Consider the following 24754-nt stretch of genomic DNA (forward strand, 5'->3'; position numbering starts at 1 on the left):
ATCGCCTTAATGGACACTGACCACCCTCACGCGCCAATCATCGGCACATCATCGGCCATCGACATCTGCGGAAAAAGGCGGCTCACGCCGGAGGGCTACGACTGATCGGCGTGCCTGTATAGACGTCCATACAGACACATTCTCACCCCCAAGCATCAATCCTCAAGACGGCCGCCCTCGTAGGGGTACGCAGCGCCAAGGATCGCGCCCGGTCCTGCATCCGTAAGCAATTGAACAAGCACCACCAATGCGTCCGCGTCGCGTGCATTAGCGGGGCGGTCTATGAGCAATGGCTCGTTGCCTGCGAGCTTGAGATCGCCGATCTTTAACGCAAGGCGCGTGGCATTACGGTAGGTCACCGTCTTACCCGAATTTTCACCACTCTCCATCAAGACCGTGACCCGCCGGCGCACCCAGAATGCCCAAATCTCCGCGCGCGGCTTGGTTTGCGTCATCGCAAGCGAAGGCTTCACGTCAATTGCGATCCGGCTCCCAACATGCCGCAGTATGACCCCTAGGTCGGGCGCGGCAGAATCAGTTTGTGCCTTCGCGATTGCCGCCAGGATCTTATTTTTGTCGCTTCCGATAACATGGACTTGACCGTTGATGACGGCCTGTGGGGTATAAACTTGGCGATCGCCCCGGCTCATTCCATAGGCCTTCTGGCGCTTTGTGAAGACCGGCTCGGCTAAAGTGTCCTTCCAGCCGAGATAGTTCCAGTAGTCGACATTCAGCGAGAGCACGATAAGATTCTGATCGTCCGCAAGCGTGTCCAGCAAGCTGTTGGCAGGCGGTGATACCGAGCAGCCTTGGCTGCTGAAAAGCTCGATGACGGCAATCGGCTTCACACCTTCCCCTGCGACTACGGGAGCTTGAGCAACGGAAATCAGTGCCGCAGTCATGACGAAAGCTACTAGCGCCTTGCGCAGTCTTAAGGCGGGTCTGGAAGGCGATTTCAAGTACTCAGTCGCAAACACAAGTGCCGCGCCTCCGAAGCGTACGGCTCCGGCTCGAAAACGTCCCGCCACCTGCGGCACATTTTTGTCGTTTTGGTTCAAGCCAGAAATCGCGTCCTGTATGGGTGGCAAACTGCAGAACTAGGCTGCCGCCCCGCGCACTATAACTCTTGAGCCGGCGAGATTAAGCCAAAATTAGCATCTCTCGGCAGGAGACCTGGGATTGAGGGTAGATCGGTTTCGTTCTCAACCGAGCCAAGCTTAGCTCTAGTTTTTGGAGGTATCCTCGCGTTTTCGTGCCAACTTCGAGCGGCGCTTTCGCAGTGGGACGGCATTAAACCCCGTACAGCGCGCACGTCGCGAAATTTCGCTGTTCTGGCACGGCCATTGCCATGCGAATTCCTGGAAGCCTGAAGAGCCGTTTCATCAGGCTATGCTCACATACGGGTTTGGAGCACGGTCTGAAGCACATTCGGCAAGATCGATCCGGCCCCGGGCCTCTCAAGCTCTTCGGCGCCACGGAGTGCCCGCTGTTTCAATGTCACCGGCCACGCGCGCCGTATTGCGCCGCACAGAGAAGGAGCCGGCATGCAAACCGCCCGCAATCGGATCTTGATGATCTACCCCGCCTTCAACGCCAACTCCTTCTGGAACTACAAGGCGACATGCGCGCTCGCCGGAGCTCGCCATCCTGCCGCTCCGCTGGGATTGATCACCGTCGCGGCCCTGCTCCCGACGACATGGGAGGTCCGGCTCGTCGACCTCAACACCGAGGAGCTTGGTGCAGGCGATCTCGACTGGGCCGATCTCGTCATGACCGGAGGCATGCTGCCGCAGCAGGACGGTGCCCTGGCGGTCATCGAGATGTGCCGATCGCGCGGCAAGCCCGTCGTGGTCGGCGGGCCTGACGCGACCTCGACGCCGGATATCTACGCCGCCGCCGATTTTCAGGTACTTGGGGAGGCGGAGGAGATCATGGCCGATTTCGTCGCCGCCTGGACGGGTGGTGCGACGAGCGGCGTCTTTCGCGCCGAAATGGGCAAGACCGACGTCACCAAGAGCCCGACGCCGCGTTTCGACCTTCTGACCTTCAAAAACTATCTGCATGTCGGCGTGCAGTTCTCGCGCGGCTGCCCGTTCAATTGCGAGTTCTGCGACATCATCGAGCTTTACGGACGCGTGCCGCGCACCAAGACCAACGCGCAGGTCATGGCGGAGCTGGATGCCCTGCACGCGCTCGGCTATCGCGGCCATGTCGATTTCGTCGACGACAACCTGATCGGCAACAAGAAGGCGCTGAGGCAGTTTCTACCGGCTCTCACGGACTGGATGAGGGAGAAGAACTCCCCATTCGAGTTCTCGACCGAGGCCTCGATCAATCTTGCCGACGACCCCGCCTTGATGCAGGCGATGAGCGAAGCCAACTTCTTCACGATCTTCGTCGGAATCGAAAGCCCCGACGCCGATACGCTGGTCTCGGCGCAAAAGAAGCAGAACACCCGCCGCAGCCTGGCGGAGAGCGTTCACAAGATCTACCAGGCGGGGCTCTTCGTGAACGCCGGTTTCATCCTCGGCTTCGACAGCGAAAAGGGCAGCGTCGCGCGCGGCATGATCGACTGCATCGAGGATACCGCGATCCCGATCTGCATGGTCGGCCTTCTCTATGCCCTGCCAAATACCCAGCTGACGCGGCGCCTGGACCGTGAAGGCCGCCTCACACTTCCCGATGATGCAGACCATTCGCAAGGGCTGGGCGACCAATGTACCGCCGGCCTCAACTTCGTGACCAGCCGCCCGCGCCGCGACATTCTGTCGGACTATAAAGCGGTCTTGGAGGCCGTTTATGCGCCCAGCGCCTTCTTCGGCCGCGTTCGGCGGGTCGGGCGGATGCTCGACTGCACCCATCGCCGGCTGGAACTGCCCCAGTCAATGGAATGGCAGGAGCTGAAATCATCCTGGCGCCTGTTCTGGCGGATGACGGTCGCGAAGGGGGACGTACGGCGTGAGTTCTGGAAGACCGTGCTCGATTGCCTCGCCAATAATCGTCAAGCATTGCCCTATGTGCTGATGATGGTGGCGCTCTACCTGCATCTCGGCCCGTTCTCCCGGCATGTTATCGCCCAGGTGCAACGGCAGATCGACAATCTGGCCGACGCTCCATCCGCAGCCCTTCCCGGCCGGCTGGAGAGATCGGAGGCCGTTGTGGCTCTGGCGTGAAAGCAGCTCAAGGGTGAGCCGTCTGTTTGTGAATGATCTGAGCCCTTAAAACTGGATCGCTTTGAGCATTGCCTGCAAGGGAAGGACGCAACCAGGGCTACGGTCCACACAAGACGTTGTACAATCGCTTCGTCCGCTGGAGCCGGTTGGGCGTGTTCGACCGCATCTTCGCCGGGTTGGCGGGCGAAGGGCCGAAACCTGAGCGGATCATCAGCAACGCGACGCATCTGAAAGCGCATCGAACCGCGGCAAGCCTGTCAAAAAGGGGCTCTTTACCACTGCATCGGGAGCACGAAATACCGCAGCAAACCTGATGGTGTCGCGGGGCTTCAAAGCCGCTACGGGCTTCGCTACCAGATGCCGGTGTAGGAGGCATGCGCGCAATACCGTCCGCGCGACGACTCCCGCTATGGCCGCGGCGGGTGTGAGCAGCCGGCGCCGCCGACGAATTAAGAGCGGCGACGATAACAAAGATGCGGATGTACATGATGGTGGTGGCGACGGCGATAGCGCCGCCTAGAGGCACCTCAGGGACAAGGCTCGCTGGAGCCGCCCTGGATGACCGATGTTTATTTGGCAACGACAGCCCGGCCGAGGGAACGGCAAACCGCATAAGGGCTGTCGGTTGCATGATTGCGCCGCCTTTCATATCATCAATAGGAAATATAATGATAACATAGGAAAGGATCGGCGCTGGTGAATGCGGCTGTGATGATTCGCGCTGTGCTTTTCAGCGTGCTTGCCTTTGGGCCGACAGTTGGCCACAGCCAGCCCGCCGTGGTCGACGCTCCTGCGGGCGACGTCGCTCTCGTCGAGCTCTTCGACTACAATTGCCCCTACTGCCGGAAAGCAAAGGGCGACATCGATGCCCTGATCAAGGGCGACACGAGGCTGCGCGGTGTACTCAAGGAGTTTCCGGTCCTTGGGCCGGACTCGGTGGAAGCTAGCCGAGTAGCAGTAGCTGCCAAGCTCCAGCTTCCCCCAGATAAAATGCGAATGTTTCATGACAAGCTGATGGAGACGCGCGGGCGCGCCAGTGGGGATCAGGCCTTTGCCCTCGCCAAGGAACTCGGGGCCGACGTCGCGAAGCTCCAGAAGGACATACAGGCTGGAGCCATCAGCACGGTCCTCCACGAGAATGCGGCCCTTGCTGACAAGCTCGGCATCACGGGCACTTCAACCTTCATCTTGAACGAAGACATTATCGCGGGCGCCGGCGGCCTAGAGCCTGCGCCGAGCCGTCGAGAACACGCGACGCTGCGGCAGAGCAGCGTGCGAGTGATCGAACAAGCTGCCAACGCCCACAGCATCGGAGAACCATCGTGAGAACGCGACGTCATTTGGTTGGGCTCATGGCGGCCTGCGTGCTGGCCCCGCTGCCGCACGGCCCCGTTTTCGCACAGAACGCGTCGGTTCAGGAGCTCGGCGAAGTCGGCCCGCTCGGTGACGTTACACTTGGGCCCGCCGACGCCAAGGTGACGATCATCGAGTACGCTTCCTTGACTTGCTCGCACTGCGCAGCATTCCACAAGGATACGTACCCGGAGCTGAAGAAGCGCTACATCGATACGGGTAAAGTGCGCTTCATCCTGCGCGAATTCCCGCTCGACCCGCTCGCGACCGCGGGCTTTATGCTGGCGCGATGCGGGGGAGCGGACAAATACTATCCGATCACCGACCTTTTGTTCGACCAGCAAAGGGCTTGGGCATTCTCGGACAAGCCGCTCGAGGCGCTGCAGGGCATGGTGCGGCAAGCCGGCTTCTCGCAGGAGAAGTTCGAGAGCTGCCTTAAGGACCAAAGGCTCTATGACGCGGTGAACGCGGTTAAACAACGCGCGGCCGAGAAGTTCAAGGTCAACTCGACGCCGACGTTTTTCATCAACGGGCAGCGTCATCCAGGCAATCTGACGATCCAGCAGATCGAGAAGGTCATCACCCCAATGCTGGGATCGTAGGTCAGGAATCCCGCATCCGGACAGCTACCGAGCATGACAGTGATCGTATCAGACACCGCGCGAGTTGGCGAAAGCTCACTTGGCCAGAGGGGCCCCTTGGCTCTGCGCCGGAAGGCCGAGCACATGGCCAAGCTGTGCCGGGGGTTGTCCGACCCGTCGCGGCTCTCGATCCTGGAGGCGCTGCGCTCCGGCGCGCTCACCGTGTCCGAGATTGTGCAGGCAACAGGCCTCGCTCAGTCTAACGTCTCCAACCATCTGGGATGCCTTTACGATTGCGGCTTGGTTCGGCGTGGCCAAGAGGGTCGCTTCGTGCGCTATCGACTCAGCGATGCACGTGTCGAGATGCTGCTTCGTCTCTCGGAGGAACTCTTGGCCGACACCGCACGTGGTGTCCTGGCCTGCACCAAGCTCGGCAGCCGCGACGCATAACGTCTATGTTTAGGGAGAGTCTCGGATGCAAGCCGGCCCTTGAGCTCGTGCCCCTTTTCGGGTGCCACGGCGCTCGCACCGGGCTGCGAGGGGCGCGGTTGCGCTCTCAAGGCCCTCGTTGGCTCGTCAACCGGCCCTTATCAGCGTCCGGGATCATTGTTGCGGCGGTGGTCGGCTCTGCTCGAGCGCTTGACGGATTTCGTGGCCTGGCCGGCTTGGCTTGCTGCGGTTGTCCTCGGTGGTCAGCTATGGCCGGGGCAGCTGCCCGACGAAGCGGGCAAGGTGCAATCGACTGAGTCCACGATCGGCCCCTGCGCGCTGCAGGACTTCAATCTACTACGCCGCCCGCTACGGCTTCCGGCCGTCGAAGGTCGCCTACCTGGCTTTGAACGCTTGGAAGGATGTGGAAGAGGGGACCGAGCCGCTGAACACCCTGAGAGCGCGCGGAGGGCTTACGATTTCGCCACCATCAACCGCTGGCTTCAGGTGTTCGTGGTCCGGTTTTTCGCCACGAGCCAGTTCACGCGGCCGGCCATGCCGAATGGCCCCCAGGATTCTTCAGGCGGTTCGCTGTCACCCCGAGGTGACTGCCGCGCACCATCTGATTCCGTCTGCTCGAGTGTGGCTCGAGGAGTTCGAACGCGAGGTGCCGGCCGGCGTAGAATCTGTACCCCCTGACCGGATTGTCGCGCATATCGGGGGGAAACCATGGCTACTCGATCTCCTGTCGGCACCACCGCCTGGACGCTCCGCAGCCCATTTGCGAAATGGTAACCCAGACCCGGGAGTATGATGTCATGAGATGGTCTCAGCGTTTCGTTGGATCTGGTGACCCGCGCCGAGAGGCGTGTAGCGGTCTTTCGCGACGCCAACTCGCCCTTGGTGTCTTCGCTTGCGCACTCGTGCCTCGCACAGTAGCTGGGAGGTCGGTCTCGCCTGGTGCACCGCCGGTACTCGACCTGGAGAATCTCTATGCCGGCGCGATCGGCCGCACCCGGTTTGCACCCGAGGTCGAGGCACTTGCCGGGCAGGTCGTCGCGGTCGATGGCTATTTTCTTCCCCACCTGCGCCCCGGCGCTGGGTTTACGTGCATCGCGGGGACACCCGCCATCACGTGCCCACACTGCCGCGAGAACATGTTCACAATCCCTTGGGACATGGTCGTGTGGTATCCCTCGGAGGATGACAGACCGATCGTAACCGAGGAACCGGGCCGTGCTGTCGGGGAATTGGAGCTCGGCGCCCGCCGGGATCCGCGGACCGGCTTCGTGTCTGTCATACGGCTGAGAGGTCGTCCAGCACCTACGTCCTAGCGGCGCGGCCGAACGGGGCGCCACGCCTTCACGCGCGCGACCGCGTCTTCGACATCCCCCGGCGACATGCGTTGTTCGAGCGGGCCAATGGCCTCATCAGCCATCAGCATGATCGAGTCGTCGCCAAGCGCACGGGCAATCGTCAGCCATTTGTAGGCTTCCGCATCGTCCTGAAGCACGCCATCGCCGGCGGCGAAAAGCCCACCGAGATGGAACGCGGCGGACGCATTGCCCTGTCCCGCTGCGGAGAACAGAAAGCGTATGGCGCGGTCCCGGTCCTTCGGTCGTCCTGCGCCATACAAATAGGCTGTAGCGACAACATTCTGGGCCTGTGCATGCCCGAGCACAGCGGCTCGCTCGTACCAGTCCAGCGCCATACCTTGGTCGCGCGCCACTCCGTCGCCGCTCTCATGCAGCAGCGCGAGATTGTACATTGCCTTGGGCTCACCAAGCTCCGCCGCCTGGCGAAGTAACGAAAGAGCCCTGGCCGTGTCCTTTGGGAAGTCATCAGTGCCTGAGGCAAGGAGGCGCCCGAGGTTATTCATTGCCTCGGCGCTGCCCGCAGCAGCGGCCTGCTCGTACCAGAACGCGGCCCTTCTCGTGTCCCGGCGAGCGGCGCCATCCTCACGTTCGGCCAGGAGACCACAATGTAGCGCCTGTGCCGGCGGCAGGTGTGCCGCGGCGCAAGGCTCGGTCGCCGGTTCGGCGCAGGCCGTCGTGACGCTTACCAGGAAGAAGATCCCCATTGAGATGGAGGCTCGATCCCTGGGCGCTCGCAGCTGCCATTGTGCTAGTCGCATGGCTGTCCCTTAGGCGTCAAGGCGGCAAAGGTGGAACTGTTCGATTTCGTCGGGATCGGCAGCCAGGTCAAAGGAACCAGCCGAGCCGCCCGTCTCGAACTTCAGCCGCCTGGCCATGAGTGCGACGCATGACAACCTGCGGACCTTCCGCCAAACGCTTTTAGTCGATGAAGAGGTATCTTAGCACGCGGTACGGATTAACATCCGCCCAGTACCGCTACAAATGGAACTTGCCGGCTCATTATCCGATGGTCGCCCCGAGCTATGCCAAGGCCCGTTCCCAGCTCGCCAGGAGCCAGGGGCCTGCTGCGGCGAAATCGCCCGCGCAAGCCCACGGCTGAAATCAAGCCAGCGCCTTTTAAACCTCGAAGTCGATCCAAAGCGAAATCCGGTTGAGCGACTTTGCAGCCCTTGCGGGCGCGCTTTCCTGCGCGACGAGTTCGCGCGCAGGCGCATCCTGACCTGCATGGAGGCGGTCGCTTACCGGGACCGGCGTCAGGTCGACGCGCCGGCCTCGTGCTGGTGCAGCAACGGCCGGGTCGGCGAAGGGCGTGATGTTCATGACCATCGAGGACGAGACCAGCGTCGCCAAAATCCGCGGCTACGTCCAGGCCGAGGGGGAGGTCGTGCATGTGATCGCGCGCCATCTCTTCGACCTTTCGGCGAAGTTCGCGAGCGTTGGATCGCGGGGCTCGGCTTTCCCGCAGCCGCACGGCCGCGGCGACGAGTCCCATCATGGCTCGCCGACGGCTGATCCGCGCGGCATGCCGAAGGCGCGGAATGTGGTCGATCCCTATGGTCATATCCATGAGATCAGGGTGAGAACACGGGATTTCCGGTAACGGGGCCATTTCGAAACACCCCTTCCCACTAGACATCGCTGACCGGGTGTAAGGCGTTACTCGTTTATCCGCATCGTCCTTAGTCCGGATTGAACGATGCATCTTTCTTTTTTCTTTAGGAGACGCTCTTGTCGTAACCCCTACGGTCACCTATGTCCACTTGGAGGCGTCAAGTATGTCCGTTTGCTGGATGTTGCGGATTGCCGTAACTGCCTGCATCTGTTGGTTCAACAGCCAACCGGAGATTTAGCATGACTACCGAAACCGAACAACCGCCGGCCGAAGAGAGCTCCGCGCCGGCTGCGAAAGCATCAAAGAAAGCTTCGGCTGAAAAATGGGGCCAGGCGGTGATGGACCTAGGCTTCTGCGTTGTGCCGTCTCTGCTGTTGCGCGCCCAGCGTCGGCTGAACCTGAATCCGACCCAACTCGCGGTGCTGCTGCAGCTCTGCGACTTCTGGTGGGACAAGGAGCGCAAGCCGTTTCCCAGCAAGGAGACCCTGTCACAGCGCCTGAGCCTGAGCGAGCGCCAGATCCAGCGCTACATCGCCGAGCTGGAGCGTGAGGGGCTCGTTCAGCGGATCGAGCGGCGCGCCAGCAACGGTGGCAAGCTCAGCAACACCTACGATCTGACCGGTCTCGTGAAGAAGCTGCAGGCGCTCGAGCCGGATTTTCGCGAGGCGGAGGAGACCGCCCGTGCGGCGCGCAAGGCCGTTGCCAAGCGCGGCTACAGGTCGCCGAAATCCCCCGTTGCCTCGAAGGAGGCTGCGGCGTGACACAGAGTTTACGGGAGAAAAGCGCCGTAGAAACAGCTGAGCCCCGGGCGCATGCCAATGGCAGAGGCGGATCCAGGGCTTACGGAGAACAATATGGTTGACCGGGGGGCAGTGGTCAAGAACGCCTTCTCGTACAGCGATGCCGTCATCGATGCCCTGGAGACATCGCTATCTCCGGAGCGCATGGCGACCTATGTCACTCATGCTGCTGGTGATCGCCAGAAGGCGGTCCGCGTCTATACCTGGAACACGGCCGTCAGCGCAGCCTTCTATGGCCCGCTGCAGGGGCTGGAGGTCGCGCTCCGCAATGCCATGCATCGCGAGCTTTCGGCGCGCTACGGCACGGACTGGTATGACAATCCGGCTGCCGGCCTTGATCTGGGGACGACCACGAGGGTTTCGGCAGCGCGCGCCGATCTCCGCCGTGACGGCTATCCCGATGATCCACCTCACATAGTCGCGGCGTTGTCGTTCGGCTTCTGGGTCGCGCTGCTCGGGCCGGGCGGTCGTCTTCAAGGCTACGGCAAGGCCAACTACGACATGACCATTTGGCGCGCCGGGGTCTTTCGAGCGTTCCCGCGCGCGCGGCTGAGCCGCAAGGCCGCGCATGCGCCGCTCGACTACCTGCGCACCTTCCGCAACCGGATTGCGCATCATGAGCCGATCTTCGATCGCCACCTCGCCGCGGACTATGCCTCCCTCTTGCAGGTCGCCGGCTGGATCAGCGTAGAGACGCAAGATTGGATCGTGCACCACAGCCGCGTGCCGAGGGTGTTGGCACAACCGCTCGACGACCCCGGACTCCTGTTCTGACGCCTACGAATGTCGCTCCTCGCCGCAACTCAAATCTCCAAACCCGCCGACGAACAGGCCTTCGAGCGCGCATCTGTCGCGCTGTGGCGCGGTCTACTCGATGATCCGTCGGTGCAACGCAATGGCCGCAGGGGCCAGCGTCAGAACGGCGTCGATCTCTTCGGGATCCGCAACGACGATGCCGAGTGGCATGTCGGTATTCAGTGCAAGCTGAAGAGCGAGGGGCATTTCCTAACCGAGCAAGAGGTGCGCGACGAGGTTCGGAAGGCCCTGACCTTCAAGCCGCCGCTCAGGGAATATTACATGACCACCACAGCGCCCGATGATGTCGCGATGCAGGAGCTTGCGCGCGAGATCACGCAGGCGCTGGCGAAGGAGGGCAAAAAGCTCCGCGTGTTCGTCTGGGGCTGGAACACGCTGGAAGAAAAAATCAGCGAGGATGCCGCAGCCCGCAAGGCCTTCGATCCCACCTACGGGTTGTTCAGCGAGGAGCTTCTCGACGAAACTCGGAAAATTTCCAGCGTGCAGGTCGACACCCGCTCTGAGCTGCACGCGGGATTTTCGCGAATTGAGGCGTTGATCGTCGAGCGGGGGCTTGCTGTTCCACCAGGTGATGCGACTGTCGCCTTGAGTGCGATGGAGGCTCAGGTCGATGCCGAAATCGACGGCTACCGTGACCTCAACAACGACGGGAAGACGCTGACTGCGTTGCCCTTGCTCGAAAAGCTGCTCGAGCGCGTGAAGGCTTCGGCCTCTGGACGGATCCTTTTTCGCATCAAAGCAAATATCGGCCATTGCCTGCTTTCTCTGGGCAAGGAGGAAGAGGCTGCGGCCATGCTGCTGGCTTCCTATGAGCATGCGCCTGACGAACCGAAGGCGATTGCGAACAAGGCTTTCGGGCTCCTGTTACAGGGGAAATGGCGTGAGCTCCTCGCATTCGGAACGCCGCTGCTCGGGGCAGATCCTCGTAACGAGTGGCTTGCCGGCTATCTGGTGCAGGCGGCGCGTTTCGACCCCACCATCAGCGATCCGCTCAGCATCATCCCCCAACCGCTTCATAACTTCGTTGCCGTCCAGATCGGCTACGTCGACTTCGTCCGGCGGCGCAGGCCAGCCGGCGAATGGTGGTCGATTGCGCGGAAGACCGTGCACGCACACCCCCTCGACCCGCATGCCATCCGTTTCGCCGCGGAGGCCGATATCGACGAGATCTCCTCGAGCGAACGCTTTCGGAGGACCCAGCTTCTGTCCCCAGCGGACCGGACACGTCTCGAAGCGGCGGCGGCGGCGCTGACGGCCCAGTGGGAGCGCGCGCGGCTCAAGGACGCCGGCATCCAACCAGATGATGCAGCCCTTTGCGGCAACTTGCTCGTCGCGTTGCGGGCGCTCGGCGATCTGCGCACCGGTCTCGAAATCGCCCGTCAGGGCGTTTCCCTCGCCTCTGACGATGTCGAGCTCATCACCCGCGCGGTCGTCCTCGCATTCGACGCCGGCGATCAAGCGATGACGGCCGAGCTCATCGCAAGAATGCCGCGGAATCACGACTCCGTTTTGCTGCGCTTCCAGTTCCACGCAGCACGGGCGGAATGGAATGATATCGTGCGTCTCTGCGCGGAAGATGCCGAGCTATTTCCGCCGACCGAGGCGGCGATCATGGCGGCGACCGGCAGGCTTGCCGCGATCAAGGTCGGCGTGGCTGACCGCAACGAACGTGCCGAGCAGATTGCCGCTGTCGCCCGCGATGTTGCCGGCGACGCGCGCGCGAGCATCATCGTCGCGGATTTCGCCCGCCGGGAGGGTTTGGAGTCGGTTGCTGGCGCGGCCTTCAACGCCGCTTTGGCACATATCGATGCCGATAGTCATGCCGCGGATCGGCAGATGGTTGCGCATCACGCCGCTCGGCGTGGCGACTGGTCGATCGTTGCCGATCTCCTGGATGGGCATGTCGAAGAGCATCACGATAATGACGAACTGCGAATGCTTGCGCAGGCTCTCGTCAACGACAGCCCGATCCGGAAGCGGGCTCTGTCATTCTTCGAGCGGCTTTCTGATGCTGTGCGGGCACTCCCGTTCTATCTCCATGCGGAAGGATTGCTGCACTTCAATCGCGGGGCTTTGCCTGAAGCAGAAGCCGTTCTGAGGAAGGCTGTCGCGAAGCGGCCCGATCTCGACGATTACATCGCCTTGTTTTCGGTCTTGTATCGTCTCGACCGGGGAGACGAAATCAAGCCGATCATCGACGGGATCGACCTCGACAATGTCGCCGGCTCGCCGGGGCAGAAGATGTTTCTGGCGCAGGTGATGCGTAAGGCCGGGAACGGGGATGAGGCGCTTCGCTACGCCTATAGCGTGCTTCAATCCGCAAAAAACGATCCTGATGCCTGCTTGCGCTATTTCGGCCTGATCATGATGGATCCGGAAGATGGATACATTCCTGGCGCCGAGATCGTAGGCATCGATACCTGGGTTCGGCTGGAGAACGATCGCCACGAGGTTCATGCCTTCCTTATCGAGGCGGGCAAGGACCGGCCGGCCGAAGATGTCCTCGGACCTTCACACCCGACCGCGGCCGCAGCTTTGGACCGAAAGGTCGGCGACGAATTCGAGATGCCGACGGGTTTTGGCGAAATCCGCCGCTGGCGCGTCACAGCGATCAAACACAAGTACCTGCACGCCCTTCACGATGTGATGGAGAACTTTGAGAAGCGGTTCCCCAACGCCGCAGGCTTCTACACAGTCACGATGGAAGATGGCGACATTCAGCCCGCCTTGGAGCAGGTGCGGCGTGTTTCTGAAAGCAACCGCAAGGTTGCCGATCTGTATCTCGTCCACAACTGCCCGATCAACTTCGTCGTTTCAAAGCGGAGCCGTGGTACGGTCGGGTTCGTCGAATACATACGCTCGCTCGATTTCGATATTCGGACTTGCGATGGGACAGAGGTCGAGCGCGTCGCCGCACGTCAGCTTATCGAGCAGTATCGAGATACCGGCGCCGTCCTCGATACCTACACCGCCTGGACGGCCGCTACGATGGACGCCTTCGACGTCCTCAGATCCGTCTTCGGAACGATCATCGTGCCGCAATCCGTCATCGACGAATTGCGAACGGTGCGAGACGAGCAGGAGGTGCGTGCCGAGCCGTCTATGACCGTCGCCTGGCACAATGGCGAGTTCATCCGGCAGGAGCATACTGCCGAAGAGACTGTGGCGCGGCGAAGCTACATCGAAGAGCAGATGTCCCGCATCGAGGCGGCTTGCGAAATTCGTCCGGTCAGCATCCCTGACGAACCTTCCGAGCTTGCCGCGGTGATCTACCAATCCTTCGGACCCCATGCTCTCGACGCCGCCAATCTCGCGGACGCGAAGCATGTGCTTGTTTCGGAAGACATGTATTTCCGACAGTATGGCGAGGCCGCTTGCTCGACCAAAGGGGCCTGGCTGCAAGTGGTGTTCTCATTTGCCCTTGACCTGGGAATCGTGAATCATCGCCGTTATGTCGACTTGGTTGTCGGTCTAGCTTGGCGTCGTCACGGCCATCTTGCTTTAAATGCGGACGTGATGCTTACGGCGATCCGCGAGGATCAAGCGCGAGATCTCGGAAATTTTGCAGCGCTTGCCAATTTCATGGGCACGCGCAACGCCGAGTTGAGATCGCATATCAATGTCTGCGTCGAGTTCCTCAACCAGCTCTGGCTTGAACATGGTGAGTTCGACCTAGCCTGCAAGCGCGCGACGAGCATCCTGATCGAGCGAATGGTTCGGTTCCGGTCCAAAGACTGGGCGTTGGTGCTTGCCTTCATCAAGCGCGGCTGCGCCCCCTCCATAAGGCAATTTCTCGATGGCTGGATTGCTGGGCACTGCCTCTCCGATGACGCCGTAACAGCTGCTGGCGCGGAGATTGAAGTCGTGGCGACGCAATTGCGCGAGCGTCGTTCAGCGCGGACTGTCGCGGGCGAGCCAAAGACACCACGCGAGCGAGTGCGCAGGCGCCGCAAAAGACGTAGATGAGTCCGGCGTCTCCCGTCGGGCCGGGCTGTAGGCAAAGCCGAAGCCCCTGCGGGTCACCGCCCGCGCCGGCTTCCATCCCTGACGCGACGTTGAGCGTGGATGCGCATCATAGAAGTGGCGCCGCAGTGTATGCCGCGTGGTCGCTGGCTGGAACGGAGGCGTGCTAGACACGACCGAGCCATCGAGCGGGAATAGGCGCGCTCCCGGATGGAACCTTCATGAGGTCGCGCAATCGGGCTCTTGCCTAGAACCATGCGTTCCAGCTCGCCTGGGTTCTCGGCGTTCCGGTCACGCTCTTCCGGACGGACGGGCCATTCTCCGTCCCGCCTTCCGCTGAATTCGACCCCCTTGAAATCCGGCCGGCTCGTTGAGCCGGCCTTTCTCCTTCCGGGAGTGCCGCTTGCGAGCTGCGGCGGCAAGGGAAGCTCACGCCGCTAGCGCGCCCTTGCCGCCTTTGCTCTTCGCGGCGTCCGGAAGCCGCTCCGCGAGGTGTGGAGATAGGAAACAGGCAAGGAAAGGCGGACGCGAGCGCGTGCCGGCAGGATCATGGAACGGAATGAGCTGGAGGAGTTGCGGGTCCGCGTGCCGTGTGCCGCGGTGCTCGAGCAGGCGGGCTTCACGATCGACCTGCCGGAAAGCAGCCGCAAGGCGATCAAGTATCGCCGCGGAGAGGCGATCGTCATCGTGATCCATGCTGGGCGGGGCTGGTTCGATCCTCGGTCCGATGCGAAAGGCGATGTGTTCGGCCTGGTCGAACATCTCAACGGCGTATCCTTCGTCGAAGGCCTCGACCGTGTCGCTGCACTGGTTGGCTTCGTTCCGAGAGATCCAGCTTGGCTCCGGCCGCCGCGCGACTCCAGACCGGTACGGTCTATCTTCGAGCGATGGTCGAGCCGTCGCAGACCGTGGCCCGGCTCGATGATGTGGTGCTATCTGCGCGACGATCGCTTCCTGCCGGAGGCCGTCATCCGGGCTGCGATCCGCCAGGATGTCCTGCGTGAAGGCCCGTATGGCAGCATGTGGGCAGCGCACGGCGACGAGGCCGGCGCGGTCATCGGTTGGGAGGAGCGCGGTCGGGAGTGGCGCGGTTTCTCGACCGGTGGCGCGAAGTTGCTGTTCCGGTTTGGCTCGCCTGAGGCGGCGCGCCTCTGTGTGACCGAGGCCGCGATCGACGCCATGAGCCTCGCCGCACGTGAGGGCACAAGACCCGACAGTCTCTATCTCAGCACCGGCGGAGGATGGTCGCCGGCGACCGCCGCCGCGATCCGTATGCTGGCGGGGCGCACCGGGGCCTTGTTGATTGCCGCGACCGACAACAACCACCAGGGCGAGACCTACGCCCAGCGGCTGATGGTGATAGCCCGCGAGATCGGCTGCGGATTTGAGCGCCTGCGACCGGTGCAGGTCGACTGGAACGCCGGCTTGCAAGCGGCGACGGCGAGCGACCAGGAGGAGAAAGGAAGGAGAGAAGGGGACCGGGCTGCCGCATTCCCGCCGACCGCCTCAAGGGTGACGCTTCGCCCGGCTGCGCCGGCCCTTGACCCGCCCGGACGGAGAGGCGGCTGCAGGGGAGGGGTCATGAAGGGCTGAAGAGAGGATGGTGATCCCGTGACGGGGAGCCGCGCTCCGGCCCGACGAGGCTGAAGGAGCCCGCCATGAACCTCTCTCCCGCCCGCAAGGTATTCCAGGGCGTCGCCGATCGGCGCCAGATGTTCCGGATGTTCGACCGCCACACGCAGCGCCCGAACCGTTTCGAGGGCAATGACAGCGCGCTCTATCGCGGTGAGTGGTTCGAGATCGGCCAGGCCGAGCACGACTACATGCTCGCGGTACTGCCCCCGCTCTGGATGCGCGGGGGCATGTTCTCGATGCGCGAATTCCTGACCGGGTCGATCACCAGCATCTTCTTCACGCTCTCGATCGACGGCCGGGTCCGCTACTTCCACGGCTACTGCGATCTCGCCGCGAAGGCCTCGCCGGCGTTGATGCGCGACGCGATCATCGAGCGTGAATCCCGCCCGGTCCGGGCCATGACGCGGGAAGAGCGGCTGGAGCATATCTGGTCGAGCACCCATGACGCCTATCGCGGCTACGCCGATGGGCGCTTTCCGAGCGCCCAGCACGGACAGCGCATCGTCATGATGTGCGCCTCCTGGCAGGCCCGAGACTTCAAGCTGCTCGACGAGCTCTCCGATGCGGAAATATCGGCCAAGCTGCCGGTCGATCTGCGCTACCTTCCCGAGCGACAAGCAGCATGACGGGTGGCGGCGATGTTCACCTTCACCGTCACGGAGATCCGCGCCATCATCATGCGCGGACGGATCGACGCCTTCAATAATGGCGGCTTCCGCAATCCCTATTACGGCCTCCGCCCAGGCGAGGGCGAGAAGCCCGGTCTCTGGCTCGTCGGTGACGAGGGCGTGTACGCGCTCTCCAACGGCAAGCTCGCTGAAGGCCAGCGTGCGCTCGTCGTCTACGCGCAAGAGTGCGATCCCAAGACCAATCCCGACTGCTGGCACTACAAGCGCCAGCATTTCGGCGGGGATGACGGCATCGAGTTCCTCGATGCCGAGATGCTCATGAAAATGATCACGGGCTCGCCCACGGCGACCCATCTAACGATCACGATGACCGACGCCAGCCTCTCGGTCTCCCTGATCCGCCGCTGACCGCCGGCCGCTCAGGCCCACTCCTCGAACTCACTCGCGATCATCGCTCCGGCCGGGCAGCGCCCGGCTGGCCGATGACGCGCGCCTTCAACCCAGGAGAATCTCTCATGGCGCAGGACGATCCTTTCACCATCGACCTCTTCGGCAACACGGCTCTGTCGTCGGGGCTTGGTCTCGGCGTTACGGCGTTCGCCGGCGACTTCACGGTGGAGTCCAATGACGACGACGATCCCGAGCCGCCGAAACCCGCGCCGGCTGGGGCGAGGCAGGCGCTTGCTCCTTCGGTTTCGACCGAGGAGCGCTTGCGCGGCAGCAATTTCTATCTCGCCGGCGACCGCGCCCTGGCTGAGGGCTGGAAGGCGCGTGCCCGCGACAACATCGCGGCGATCCGATTGGCTGTCGAGATCGCGGCGGAGGATCGGCATGCGACGGCAGAGGAACAGGCGAGCCTGATCCGCTTCACCGGCTTCGCCGCGTCCGATCTCGCCAACGGCGTCTTTCGCCGGCCCGGCGAGACCACCTTCCGCAAGAGTTGGGAGGAACTCGGCGCCGAGCTGCAAGATGCGGTTAGTGAGATCGACTACGCCTCGCTCGCCCGCTGTACGCAATACGCCCATTTCACCCCCGAATTCATCATCCGGGCGATCTGGGCGGGGCTGCAGCGTCTCGGCTGGCGCGGCGGTCGCGTGCTCGAGCCCGGCATCGGCACGGGACTTTTCCCGGCGCTGATGCCGGAAGCCTTGCGCGACCTGTCCCATATCACCGGCGTCGAGCTCGATCCGGTGACCGTGAGGATCGCGCGCCTGCTCCAGCCGCGGGCCCGGATCATTGATGGCGACTTCGCCCGCACTGAACTGCCGGCCGCCTTCGATCTCGCGATCGGCAATCCGCCCTTCTCCGATCGCACGGTGCGCTCGGACCGCGCTTATCGTTCGCTGGGTTTGCGGCTGCACGACTATTTTCTGGCGCGCTCGGTCGACCTGCTGAAGCCAGGCGCCCTCGCCGTCTTCGTCACGAGCTCTGGCACGATGGACAAAGCCGACGCGACGGCGCGGAAGCATATCGCGAAATCCGCGGACCTGATCGCCGCGATCCGCCTGCCGGAAGGCAGCTTTCGAGCTGACGCCGGCACGGACGTCGTCGTCGACATCCTCTTCTTCCGCAAGCGCAAGCCCGCGGAAGCGGATGGCGATCTCGCCTGGCTCGATCTCGACGAGGTGCAGCCGGCGAGCGAGGACGGGGGCGCCATTCGCGTCAATCGCTGGTTCGCCCAGCATCCGGAATTCGTGCTCGGCACGCATGCGCTGACTTCGGGGCCTTTTGGCGAGACCTATACCTGCCTTCCGCGCCCCGGCGAGGATCTCGCCGCAGTGCTGGGTGCAGCCATCCTGTTCCTTCCGGAAGCCCTCTATGACGGCGAGCCGAGCGAGATCGATTTCGATCTGGCGGATGCCGACGATCGCGATGATGCCAGCTCGGCCGCCGGACGACATATCCGCGAAGGCAGCTTCTTCGTCGACAACGCCCGCGGCCTCATGCAGCTCATCGATGGCACGCCCGTCGCGGTGCAGATCCGCAAGGGCCGTAGTGCCGAGGGTATCCCCGAAAAGCACGTCAGGATCATTCGCAAGCTGATCCCGATCCGGGATGCCGTCCGCGAGGTGCTCAAATGCCAGGAGCTGGATCGGCCCTGCAAGGATGCGCAGGTTCGCCTGCGGATCGCCTGGTCGAGCTTCGTGCGCGATTTCGGCCCGATCAATCACACGACCGTCTCGGTCACGGAGGACGATGAGAGCGGCGAGGTCCGCGAGACGCATCGCCGGCCCAACCTCCAGCCGTTCCTCGACGATCCCGATTGCTGGCTCGTCGCCTCGATCGAGAGCTACGATCTCGATACCGACACGGCCAAGCCCGGGCCGATCTTTTCCGAGCGCGTGATCGCGCCGCCGGCGGCGCCCGTCATCACCTCGGCCGCGGACGCGCTCGCTGTCGTGCTCAATGAGCGCGGGCGCGTCGATCTCGAGCATATCGCCGAGCTGCTGCATCAGGACGTCGCCGACGTGATCGCGGAGCTCGGCGATGCGATCTTCCAGGATCCCGGCGATGGCTCATGGCAGACGGCGGATGCCTATCTCTCCGGGCCGGTTCGCGACAAGCTGAAAGCGGCCGAAGCCGCCGGGGTGCTCGATCCGATATTCGAGCGCAATGTGCGGGCGCTCGCTAACGTCCAGCCGGCCGATCTCGGACCATCGGAAATCACCGCGCGGCTCGGCGCGCCGTGGATACCGGCCGCCGATGTCGTCGCCTTCGTCAAGGAAACCATGGGCGCCGAAATCCGCATCCATCATATGCCGGAACTCGCATCATGGACCGTCGAGGCGCGCCAGCTTGGCTGGATCGCTGCTGGCACCTCGGAATGGGGCACGGACCGGCGCCATGCCGGCGAATTGCTCGCCGACGCGTTGAACAGCCGCGTGCCGCAGATCTTCGATACCGTGAAGGACGGCGACAGCGAGCGGCGCGTTCTCAACGTCGTCGACACGGAGGCGGCGAAGGAGAAGCTCACCAGGATCAAGACCGTCTTTCAGGCCTGGGTCTGGTCCGACCCCGATCGCACCGATCGCCTGGCCCGGATCTACAACGATCGCTTCAACAACATCGCGCCGCGCAAATTCGACGGCTCGCATCTGAAGCTCCCAGGCGCCTCCGGGGCCTTTGTTCTCTATGGGCACCAGAAGCGGGGTGTCTGGCGGATCATCGCGGCGGGCTCGACCTATCTCGCCCACGCTGTCGGCGCCGGCAAGACCATGACGGTGGCGGCCGCCATCATGGAACAGCGCCGGCTCGGCCTGATCGCCAAGGCGATGCTGGTTGTTCCCGGTCACTGCCTGGCGCAGGCGGCACGCGAGTTCCTGGCGCTCTATCCGGCGGCCCGGATTCTGGTCGCGGATGAGACGAACTTTACCAAGGACAAGCGCGCCCGGTTTTTGTCGCGCGCCGCGACCGCGACCTGGGACGCGATCATCATCACGCATTCGGCGTTCCGCTTCATCGGTGTGCCCTGGGCCTTTGAGCAGCAGATGATCCAGGATGAGCTCGAACTGTTCGAGACACTGCTCACCAAGGTGGAAAGCGATGACCGCGTCTCGCGCAAGCGGCTTGAGCGCCTCAAAGAAGGGCTGAAGGAGCGGCTGGAAGCGCTGGTGACGCGGAAGGACGATCTCCTGACCATTGCGGAGATTGGCGTCGATCAGATCATCGTCGACGAAGCCCAGGAGTTCAGGAAGCTCTCCTTCGCGACCAATATGTCGACGCTGAAGGGTGTCGATCCCAACGGCTCGCAGCGCGCCTGGGATCTCTATGTGAAGTCGCGCTTCATCGAGACGAAGAATCCGGGCCGTGCGCTGGTGCTCGCCTCGGGCACTCCGATCACGAACACGCTCGGCGAGATGTTCTCGGTGCAGCGGCTGATGGACCATGCGGCGCTGCAGCAGCGTGGCCTGCATGAGTTCGATGCCTGGGCCTCGACCTTCGGCGACACCACGACCGAGCTCGAATTGCAGCCCTCCGGCAAATACAAGCCGGTCTCGCGCTTCGCCAGCTTCGTCAACGTGCCCGAGCTGATCGCGATGTTCCGCTCCTTCGCCGACGTCGTGATGCCAGAGGATCTTCGTCAGTACGTGAAGGTGCCGGCGATATCGACCGGTCGGCGCCAGATTGTCACCGCCAAGCCGACCGGCGCATTCAAGCGCTATCAGCTCCAGCTCGACGCCCGCATCAAGGCGATCGAGGAACGCGACCGGCCGCCGGAGCCCGGCGACGACATTCTGCTCTCGGTCATCACCGATGGTCGCCATGCCGCGATCGATCTGCGCCTGGTCGATGCCGACAATGACAACGAGCCCGACAACAAGCTCAACCGGATGATCGATACCGTCTTCCGGATCTGGCGGCAGACGCGAGAGCAGACCTATGTGCAACCGGACGGCAAGCCCTATGAGCTACCGGGCGCCGCGCAGATGATCTTCTCGGATCTCGGCACGATCAGCGTCGAGAAGACCAGGGGCTTTTCCGCCTATCGCTGGGTCCGGGATGAGCTCGTTCGCCGCGGCGTGCCGACGGCCGAAATCGCCTTCATGCAGGACTACCGGAAATCCGAGACGAAGCAGCGGCTCTTCGGCGACATCCGCTCCGGCCGCGTTCGCATTGTCATCGGTTCATCCGAGACGATGGGCACCGGCGTCAACGCGCAGCTCAGGCTGAAGGCGCTGCACCATCTCGACGTGCCCTGGCTCCCCTCGCAAATCGAGCAGCGAGAAGGCCGGATCGTCCGCCAGGGCAACCAGCACGATGAGGTCGAGGTCTATGCCTACGCGACCGAAGGCTCCCTCGACGCGACGATGTGGCAGAACAACGAACGCAAGGCCCGCTTCATCGCGGCCGCGCTCAGCGGCGACACCTCGATCCGCCGGCTCGAAGACCTCGGTGAAGGTCAGGCCAACCAGTTCGCCATGGCCAAGGCCATTGCGTCCGGCGACCAGCGGCTGATGCAGAAGGCGGGGCTGGAAGCCGATATAGCCCGGCTGGAGCGACTGCGGGCTGCTCATATCGACGACCAGCATGCCGTGCGCCGGCAGGTCCGCGACGCCGAGCGCGACATCGACATCTCGACGCGTCGGATTGCGGAGATCGGTCAGGACATCGAGCGCCTCGTCCCGACCGCCGGCGAGGCCTTCGCCATGAGCGTCACGGGCAAGCTCTTCACCGAGCGCAAGGCAGCAGGCAGGGCGCTGATGAAGGAGATCCTGACGCTCGTGCAGCTTCAGGACGCGGGCGACGCGATCATCGCGTCGATCAGCGGCTTCGATCTCGCGTATGCCGGCGAGCGCTTCGGCCGCGATGGCTATCACTTCAGGACGATGCTGCTACGGACCAATTCCGAGCAGGAGATCAACCTGCCCGTCACGGTGACGCCGCTCGGCGCCATCGCCCGCCTCGAACATGCGCTCGATGAGTTCGAGGTCGAGCGAGAGCGCTTTGGTCAGCGCCTTGCCGATGCGCGCCGCCGGCTTGTCTCCTATCAGTCGCGCGGCGAGGGCGAGTTCGCCTTTGCCGACGAACTCGCTGCCAAGCGTCGGCAGCTCGGGGAGATCGAGCGGGCTTTGGCCCTCGATGTCGAGAGGAGCGGAGAGGGCAATGCGATTGCGGCTTAGGCGGCCGTCCCGCGCAGCTCTTCGACCAGTTCGGGGTGATGGTCGAGGAGACGAAGCAGCTGGCTGGTCGGGCCGCTCGGCTCGACCAGGCCACGCTCATATTTGTCGAAGGCGTTCTCCCCGACCTTCAGCAGGCCCCCTGCCTCGCGCTGCGACAGTCGCAGTTTCTCACGCACCCGCCTGATGGTGGTCGGTGACGGGATGCCTTCGACCTCTTCCTTCAGGTTGCGCAGGGCCATGTCGGTGACGGCCATGTCGTCGCCGACATGCACGCCCTCGTCGCCATTCTCCGGGTAATAGCCCGGCAGCTCCACGGTGATGCTCTTGCCCTTGTAGCTGACGATGAAGGGGCGCACGTCGCGGCGCAGCATCTCCCCGGTCTCCGGAGAGACCATCGTCTCGGGCAGCTTCTGCTTCGATAGCGCCATGGTCATTTCTCCTTGAACGACATCACCGTGAACTCGGTGACGATGTCCGCCTGGAACTTGACGTAGAGCGTGAGGCCCCGCGCCGGCACATGATAGACGTCCTGCCAGATGCGATGATCGGCGAAGGTCGTCATCGACTTGTAGAACATGCGCCGTTCGATCCCGCCGATCGTCTCGACCACGCCCGCCCGATCGAAGCCCAGCGCCGTCGCATCGCGCAGGGCGGACGACGTCATCGCGAGCTGGTCGACCGATCCGAACGCCGCCTTGATCGCTTCGAGATCATAGGTCGGGCGACGCTTCTCCATGGCTCCATATGCCACCATTAAGGTGGCAATTCAAGAAGGGAGAAGAAGGAGAAAGGAAGGGCTCCCTCGCGGAGCGACAGGACCGGCAACGCTGACGCTCAAGCGCCGCGGTCGCGATCCCTGCCCCTCGTCCTCGCAGGGCGTTCAGCCCCGCTCGGCCATCCGGCCAGGAATGCTCCGCCGCAGTTGTGCCGGTCCCGCCGCTCCGCGGGCCGGGGGGTGTCTTCGGGAAGAAGACGGAAAAGGACCGGGGAAGACCTGCGTCCGCTACCCTTGAAGGAGCAATTCCATGCATCTCATGAAGGTCGATCCGCGCGCGCTGAAGGACAATCCCGACCGCGCACGCCGGACCAAGGCCACGCCCCAGGCCGACGCGCTGCTGCTTGCGACCATCAAGGCGGTCGGCATCATCCAGCCGCCAGTCATCTTTCCGGAAACGGGCGGCGGCAACGGCTACATCATCGATGCGGGCCATCGCCGGGTTCAGCAGGCCATCGTCGCCGGTCTCGAAGAGATCGAGGTCCTCGTGGCGGAGCCCTCGAACGACAATGGCGCGATGCGATCCCTGGTGGACAACATCGCCAGGGAACCGCTCAACGCCGTCGACCAATGGCGTGGAATCGAGCGGCTTGTCGCGCTCGGCTGGACCGAGGAGGCGATCGCCGTCGCACTCGCGTTGCCCGTCCGGCAGGTCCGCAAGCTGCGCCTGCTCGCGAACATCCTGCCCGCCATGCTCGACTGCATCGCGAAGGGCAATATGCCCAACGAGCAGCAGCTGCGCGTTATCGCGGCCGCATCGCTCGATGAGCAGTCGGCGGTCTGGAAGGCCAACAAGCCGAAGAAGGGCGATCCGGACGTGTCCTGGTACAAGATCGCGAATGGGCTCACTAAGAAGCGCATGTATGCGCGCGACGCCAGCTTCGGCGATGATCTCGCCCAGGCCTACGGCATCGAATGGGCTGAGGACCTGTTCGCGCCTGGCGACCAGGACAATCGCTATACCGTCAATGTCGAAGCCTTCCTCGGCGCCCAGCAGGAATGGATGACGCAGCACCTGCCGAAGCGCGGCGTCATCGCGGAAACGAATAGCTGGGGCGAGGTCACCCTGCCGCCGAAGGCCGAGCGCGTTCATGGCAAACCTGGTAAGTCCGATCGGGCCGCCATGTATCTCGATCGCGAGGGCAAGGTGCAGACGGTGCATTTCCGGATGCCCGAGCCGCAGAAGCCGAACAAGAAGGGGCAGACGGACGATACCGGCAACGACGACGTCGTCATGGCGAAACCTCGTCCGGATGTGACGCGGAGCGGCATCGCGATGATCGGCGATTTTCGGACGGATGCGCTGCATGAGGCACTGGAGCGCGGGCCGATCGAGGACGACACGCTGATGGCGTTGCTGGTGCTGGCGCTTGCCGGGCGCAACATCACGGTCGCGTCGGGCGCCGGTGACGATGTCTATGGTTTTGCGCGCATGGAACGGCACGCCGTCAGGCTCGTCGCAGACGATGGCACGCTCGCGCATGACATGGTCACGCTGCGATCGGCGGCACGCGCGGCCTTGATCGATGCTCTGTCCGCCCGTGTGAACCGCAGCGACAGCGGCATTGTCGCCCGCATCGCCGGCGCTGCCATCGGAGCGGATGGCTTCTTGCCCAATATGGGCACGGAGGACTTCCTCGACTGCCTGTCGCGAGTGGCGCTCGAACGCTCCTGCAAGGAGACTCCGGTCCTGCCGCGGGCGCGAGTCAGGGAAACGCGTGCAGCGCTCGTTGAGCACTTTGCGACAGGCCGCTTCGTCCATCCGGCCGCGTTGTTCGCGCCGGATGCTGCCGAGATCGCGAAATGGCTCTCGTCCAATACCATCGCCGCCAATGACGACGAGGACGTCGACGCCGCCGCTGCAACGGTCGCCGAGGATACTGTCGACGAGAAGCCCGGCGAATTCCTTGACGCTGCCGAGTAGCAGCGCCTCGCCATCCTCTTCCGAACCGCTCCCCGCCGCCGGCCATGCCGGCGGTGGTTTCGTTTTC

General features: G+C 63.3%; 19 protein-coding genes and 2 pseudogenes. 16 read left to right on the plus strand and 5 right to left on the minus strand.

Annotated elements, in window-relative coordinates; all coding sequences use genetic code 11:
• Positions 1-155 precede the first annotated feature (155 nt).
• On the minus strand, positions 156-1058 hold the full coding sequence (locus ACFPOB_RS25775) for a DUF1223 domain-containing protein (protein ID WP_377801175.1): 903 nt from the start codon (positions 1056-1058) through the stop codon (positions 156-158).
• 486 nt (positions 1059-1544) lie between these two features.
• On the opposite strand from ACFPOB_RS25775, the gene ACFPOB_RS25780 reads away from it, so the two are divergent.
• The 6 genes and pseudogenes from ACFPOB_RS25780 to nadE all read left to right on the plus strand — a co-directional run.
• Entirely contained in the window at positions 1545-3173 is a 1629-nt protein-coding gene (locus ACFPOB_RS25780) for a B12-binding domain-containing radical SAM protein (protein WP_210323645.1), read from the plus strand.
• Positions 3174-3271: 98 nt separating this feature from the next.
• Positions 3272-3451, plus strand: a pseudogene (locus tag ACFPOB_RS25785) (IS5/IS1182 family transposase); the annotation flags it as partial.
• A 418-nt stretch (positions 3452-3869) separates the two neighbouring features.
• Entirely contained in the window at positions 3870-4499 is a 630-nt protein-coding gene (locus tag ACFPOB_RS25790; RefSeq protein ID WP_157732860.1) for a DsbA family protein, read from the plus strand.
• Positions 4496-5128, plus strand: a complete 633-nt coding sequence (locus ACFPOB_RS25795; RefSeq protein ID WP_377801176.1) for a DsbA family protein — start codon at positions 4496-4498, stop codon at positions 5126-5128. Before ACFPOB_RS25790 ends, ACFPOB_RS25795 begins: the two co-directional genes overlap by 4 nt.
• A 123-nt stretch (positions 5129-5251) precedes the next feature.
• The gene (locus ACFPOB_RS25800) at positions 5252-5557 is read left to right on the plus strand and encodes an ArsR/SmtB family transcription factor (RefSeq protein WP_089172841.1); all 306 of its coding nucleotides are present in this window, start codon (positions 5252-5254) and stop codon (positions 5555-5557) included.
• Positions 5558-5833: 276 nt separating this feature from the next.
• Positions 5834-6209 (plus strand): annotated as a pseudogene (gene nadE, locus ACFPOB_RS31125) (NAD(+) synthase); the annotation flags it as partial.
• A gap of 657 nt (positions 6210-6866) precedes the next feature.
• Here nadE and ACFPOB_RS25805 read toward each other — a convergent pair.
• Positions 6867-7616 carry a tetratricopeptide repeat protein gene (locus tag ACFPOB_RS25805; protein WP_191124830.1) on the minus strand — a complete coding sequence of 250 codons (750 nt, stop codon included), beginning with the start codon at positions 7614-7616 and terminating at the stop codon, positions 6867-6869.
• 221 nt (positions 7617-7837) lie between these two features.
• Here ACFPOB_RS25805 and ACFPOB_RS25810 point away from each other — a divergent pair, with 221 nt between their 5' ends.
• Positions 7838-8011 carry a MucR family transcriptional regulator gene (locus ACFPOB_RS25810; protein ID WP_089172843.1) on the plus strand — a complete coding sequence of 58 codons (174 nt, stop codon included), beginning with the start codon at positions 7838-7840 and terminating at the stop codon, positions 8009-8011.
• Positions 8012-8028: 17 nt separating this feature from the next.
• Here ACFPOB_RS25810 and ACFPOB_RS25815 read toward each other — a convergent pair whose 3' ends face one another.
• Positions 8029-8232: a hypothetical protein gene (locus ACFPOB_RS25815; protein ID WP_157732861.1), complete on the minus strand. Its 204-nt coding sequence runs from the start codon at positions 8230-8232 to the stop codon at positions 8029-8031.
• Between ACFPOB_RS25815 and ACFPOB_RS25820 the strand changes: the two genes are divergently transcribed.
• From ACFPOB_RS25820 to ACFPOB_RS25855, 8 genes are all read left to right on the plus strand, one after another.
• Complete coding sequence (locus ACFPOB_RS25820; RefSeq protein ID WP_377801177.1) at positions 8231-8512, plus strand: DNA polymerase; 282 nt, start codon at positions 8231-8233, stop codon at positions 8510-8512. The two genes, ACFPOB_RS25815 and ACFPOB_RS25820, sit on opposite strands and share 2 nt — an antisense overlap.
• A gap of 251 nt (positions 8513-8763) precedes the next feature.
• Entirely contained in the window at positions 8764-9285 is a 522-nt protein-coding gene (locus ACFPOB_RS25825) for a helix-turn-helix domain-containing protein (RefSeq protein ID WP_089172845.1), read from the plus strand.
• A gap of 93 nt (positions 9286-9378) precedes the next feature.
• On the plus strand, positions 9379-10098 hold the full coding sequence (locus ACFPOB_RS25830; RefSeq protein ID WP_089172846.1) for a hypothetical protein: 720 nt from the start codon (positions 9379-9381) through the stop codon (positions 10096-10098).
• A 9-nt stretch (positions 10099-10107) separates the two neighbouring features.
• Positions 10108-14106, plus strand: a complete 3999-nt coding sequence (locus tag ACFPOB_RS25835) for a PIN domain-containing protein (protein ID WP_089172847.1) — start codon at positions 10108-10110, stop codon at positions 14104-14106.
• Positions 14107-14676: 570 nt separating this feature from the next.
• On the plus strand, positions 14677-15696 hold the full coding sequence (locus ACFPOB_RS25840; RefSeq protein ID WP_377801178.1) for a DUF3991 and toprim domain-containing protein: 1020 nt from the start codon (positions 14677-14679) through the stop codon (positions 15694-15696).
• Between the two features lie 65 nt (positions 15697-15761).
• Positions 15762-16364, plus strand: coding sequence for a DUF1419 domain-containing protein (locus ACFPOB_RS25845; protein ID WP_089172848.1), 603 nt, complete (start codon positions 15762-15764; stop codon positions 16362-16364).
• A 12-nt stretch (positions 16365-16376) separates the two neighbouring features.
• Positions 16377-16775, plus strand: coding sequence for a DUF3085 domain-containing protein (locus tag ACFPOB_RS25850; protein ID WP_089172849.1), 399 nt, complete (start codon positions 16377-16379; stop codon positions 16773-16775).
• Between the two features lie 107 nt (positions 16776-16882).
• Positions 16883-21988 carry a lactate dehydrogenase gene (locus ACFPOB_RS25855; protein WP_377801179.1) on the plus strand — a complete coding sequence of 1702 codons (5106 nt, stop codon included), beginning with the start codon at positions 16883-16885 and terminating at the stop codon, positions 21986-21988.
• Here the strand turns inward: ACFPOB_RS25855 and ACFPOB_RS25860 are convergent.
• Both ACFPOB_RS25860 and ACFPOB_RS25865 read right to left on the minus strand, forming a co-directional pair.
• A complete protein-coding gene (locus ACFPOB_RS25860) occupies positions 21985-22416 on the minus strand; it encodes a type II toxin-antitoxin system MqsA family antitoxin (protein WP_377801180.1) in 432 nt (143 codons plus the stop codon). The two genes, ACFPOB_RS25855 and ACFPOB_RS25860, sit on opposite strands and share 4 nt — an antisense overlap.
• Positions 22417-22418: 2 nt before the next feature.
• Positions 22419-22724 (minus strand): type II toxin-antitoxin system MqsR family toxin, encoded by a 306-nt coding sequence (locus tag ACFPOB_RS25865; protein WP_377801181.1) that lies wholly within the window; start codon positions 22722-22724, stop codon positions 22419-22421.
• A 289-nt stretch (positions 22725-23013) separates the two neighbouring features.
• On the opposite strand from ACFPOB_RS25865, the gene ACFPOB_RS25870 reads away from it, so the two are divergent.
• The gene (locus ACFPOB_RS25870; protein WP_377801182.1) at positions 23014-24687 is read left to right on the plus strand and encodes a ParB N-terminal domain-containing protein; all 1674 of its coding nucleotides are present in this window, start codon (positions 23014-23016) and stop codon (positions 24685-24687) included.
• Positions 24688-24754 lie beyond the last annotated feature (67 nt).

It is taken from the genome of Allobosea eneae (assembly GCF_042657265.1).
GTDB lineage: Bacteria > Pseudomonadota > Alphaproteobacteria > Rhizobiales > Beijerinckiaceae > Allobosea > Allobosea eneae.

What these genes read in the sequence shown, in the direction of transcription:
- ACFPOB_RS25780 (WP_210323645.1), top strand. Translation starts at nt 1,545, where the DNA reads ATGCAAACCGCCCGCAATCGGATCTTGATGATCTACCCCGCCTTCAAC.
- ACFPOB_RS25800 (WP_089172841.1), top strand. Translation starts at nt 5,252, where the DNA reads ATGGCCAAGCTGTGCCGGGGGTTGTCCGACCCGTCGCGGCTCTCGATC.
- ACFPOB_RS25805 (WP_191124830.1), bottom strand. Translation starts at nt 7,616, where the DNA reads ATGGGGATCTTCTTCCTGGTAAGCGTCACGACGGCCTGCGCCGAACCG.
- ACFPOB_RS25810 (WP_089172843.1), top strand. Translation starts at nt 7,838, where the DNA reads ATGAAGAGGTATCTTAGCACGCGGTACGGATTAACATCCGCCCAGTAC.
- ACFPOB_RS25820 (WP_377801177.1), top strand. Translation starts at nt 8,231, where the DNA reads ATGACCATCGAGGACGAGACCAGCGTCGCCAAAATCCGCGGCTACGTC.
- ACFPOB_RS25815 (WP_157732861.1), bottom strand. Translation starts at nt 8,232, where the DNA reads ATGAACATCACGCCCTTCGCCGACCCGGCCGTTGCTGCACCAGCACGA.
- ACFPOB_RS25825 (WP_089172845.1), top strand. Translation starts at nt 8,764, where the DNA reads ATGACTACCGAAACCGAACAACCGCCGGCCGAAGAGAGCTCCGCGCCG.
- ACFPOB_RS25830 (WP_089172846.1), top strand. Translation starts at nt 9,379, where the DNA reads ATGGTTGACCGGGGGGCAGTGGTCAAGAACGCCTTCTCGTACAGCGAT.
- ACFPOB_RS25835 (WP_089172847.1), top strand. Translation starts at nt 10,108, where the DNA reads ATGTCGCTCCTCGCCGCAACTCAAATCTCCAAACCCGCCGACGAACAG.
- ACFPOB_RS25845 (WP_089172848.1), top strand. Translation starts at nt 15,762, where the DNA reads ATGAACCTCTCTCCCGCCCGCAAGGTATTCCAGGGCGTCGCCGATCGG.
- ACFPOB_RS25850 (WP_089172849.1), top strand. Translation starts at nt 16,377, where the DNA reads ATGTTCACCTTCACCGTCACGGAGATCCGCGCCATCATCATGCGCGGA.
- ACFPOB_RS25855 (WP_377801179.1), top strand. Translation starts at nt 16,883, where the DNA reads ATGGCGCAGGACGATCCTTTCACCATCGACCTCTTCGGCAACACGGCT.
- ACFPOB_RS25860 (WP_377801180.1), bottom strand. Translation starts at nt 22,416, where the DNA reads ATGGCGCTATCGAAGCAGAAGCTGCCCGAGACGATGGTCTCTCCGGAG.
- ACFPOB_RS25865 (WP_377801181.1), bottom strand. Translation starts at nt 22,724, where the DNA reads ATGGAGAAGCGTCGCCCGACCTATGATCTCGAAGCGATCAAGGCGGCG.
- ACFPOB_RS25870 (WP_377801182.1), top strand. Translation starts at nt 23,014, where the DNA reads ATGCATCTCATGAAGGTCGATCCGCGCGCGCTGAAGGACAATCCCGAC.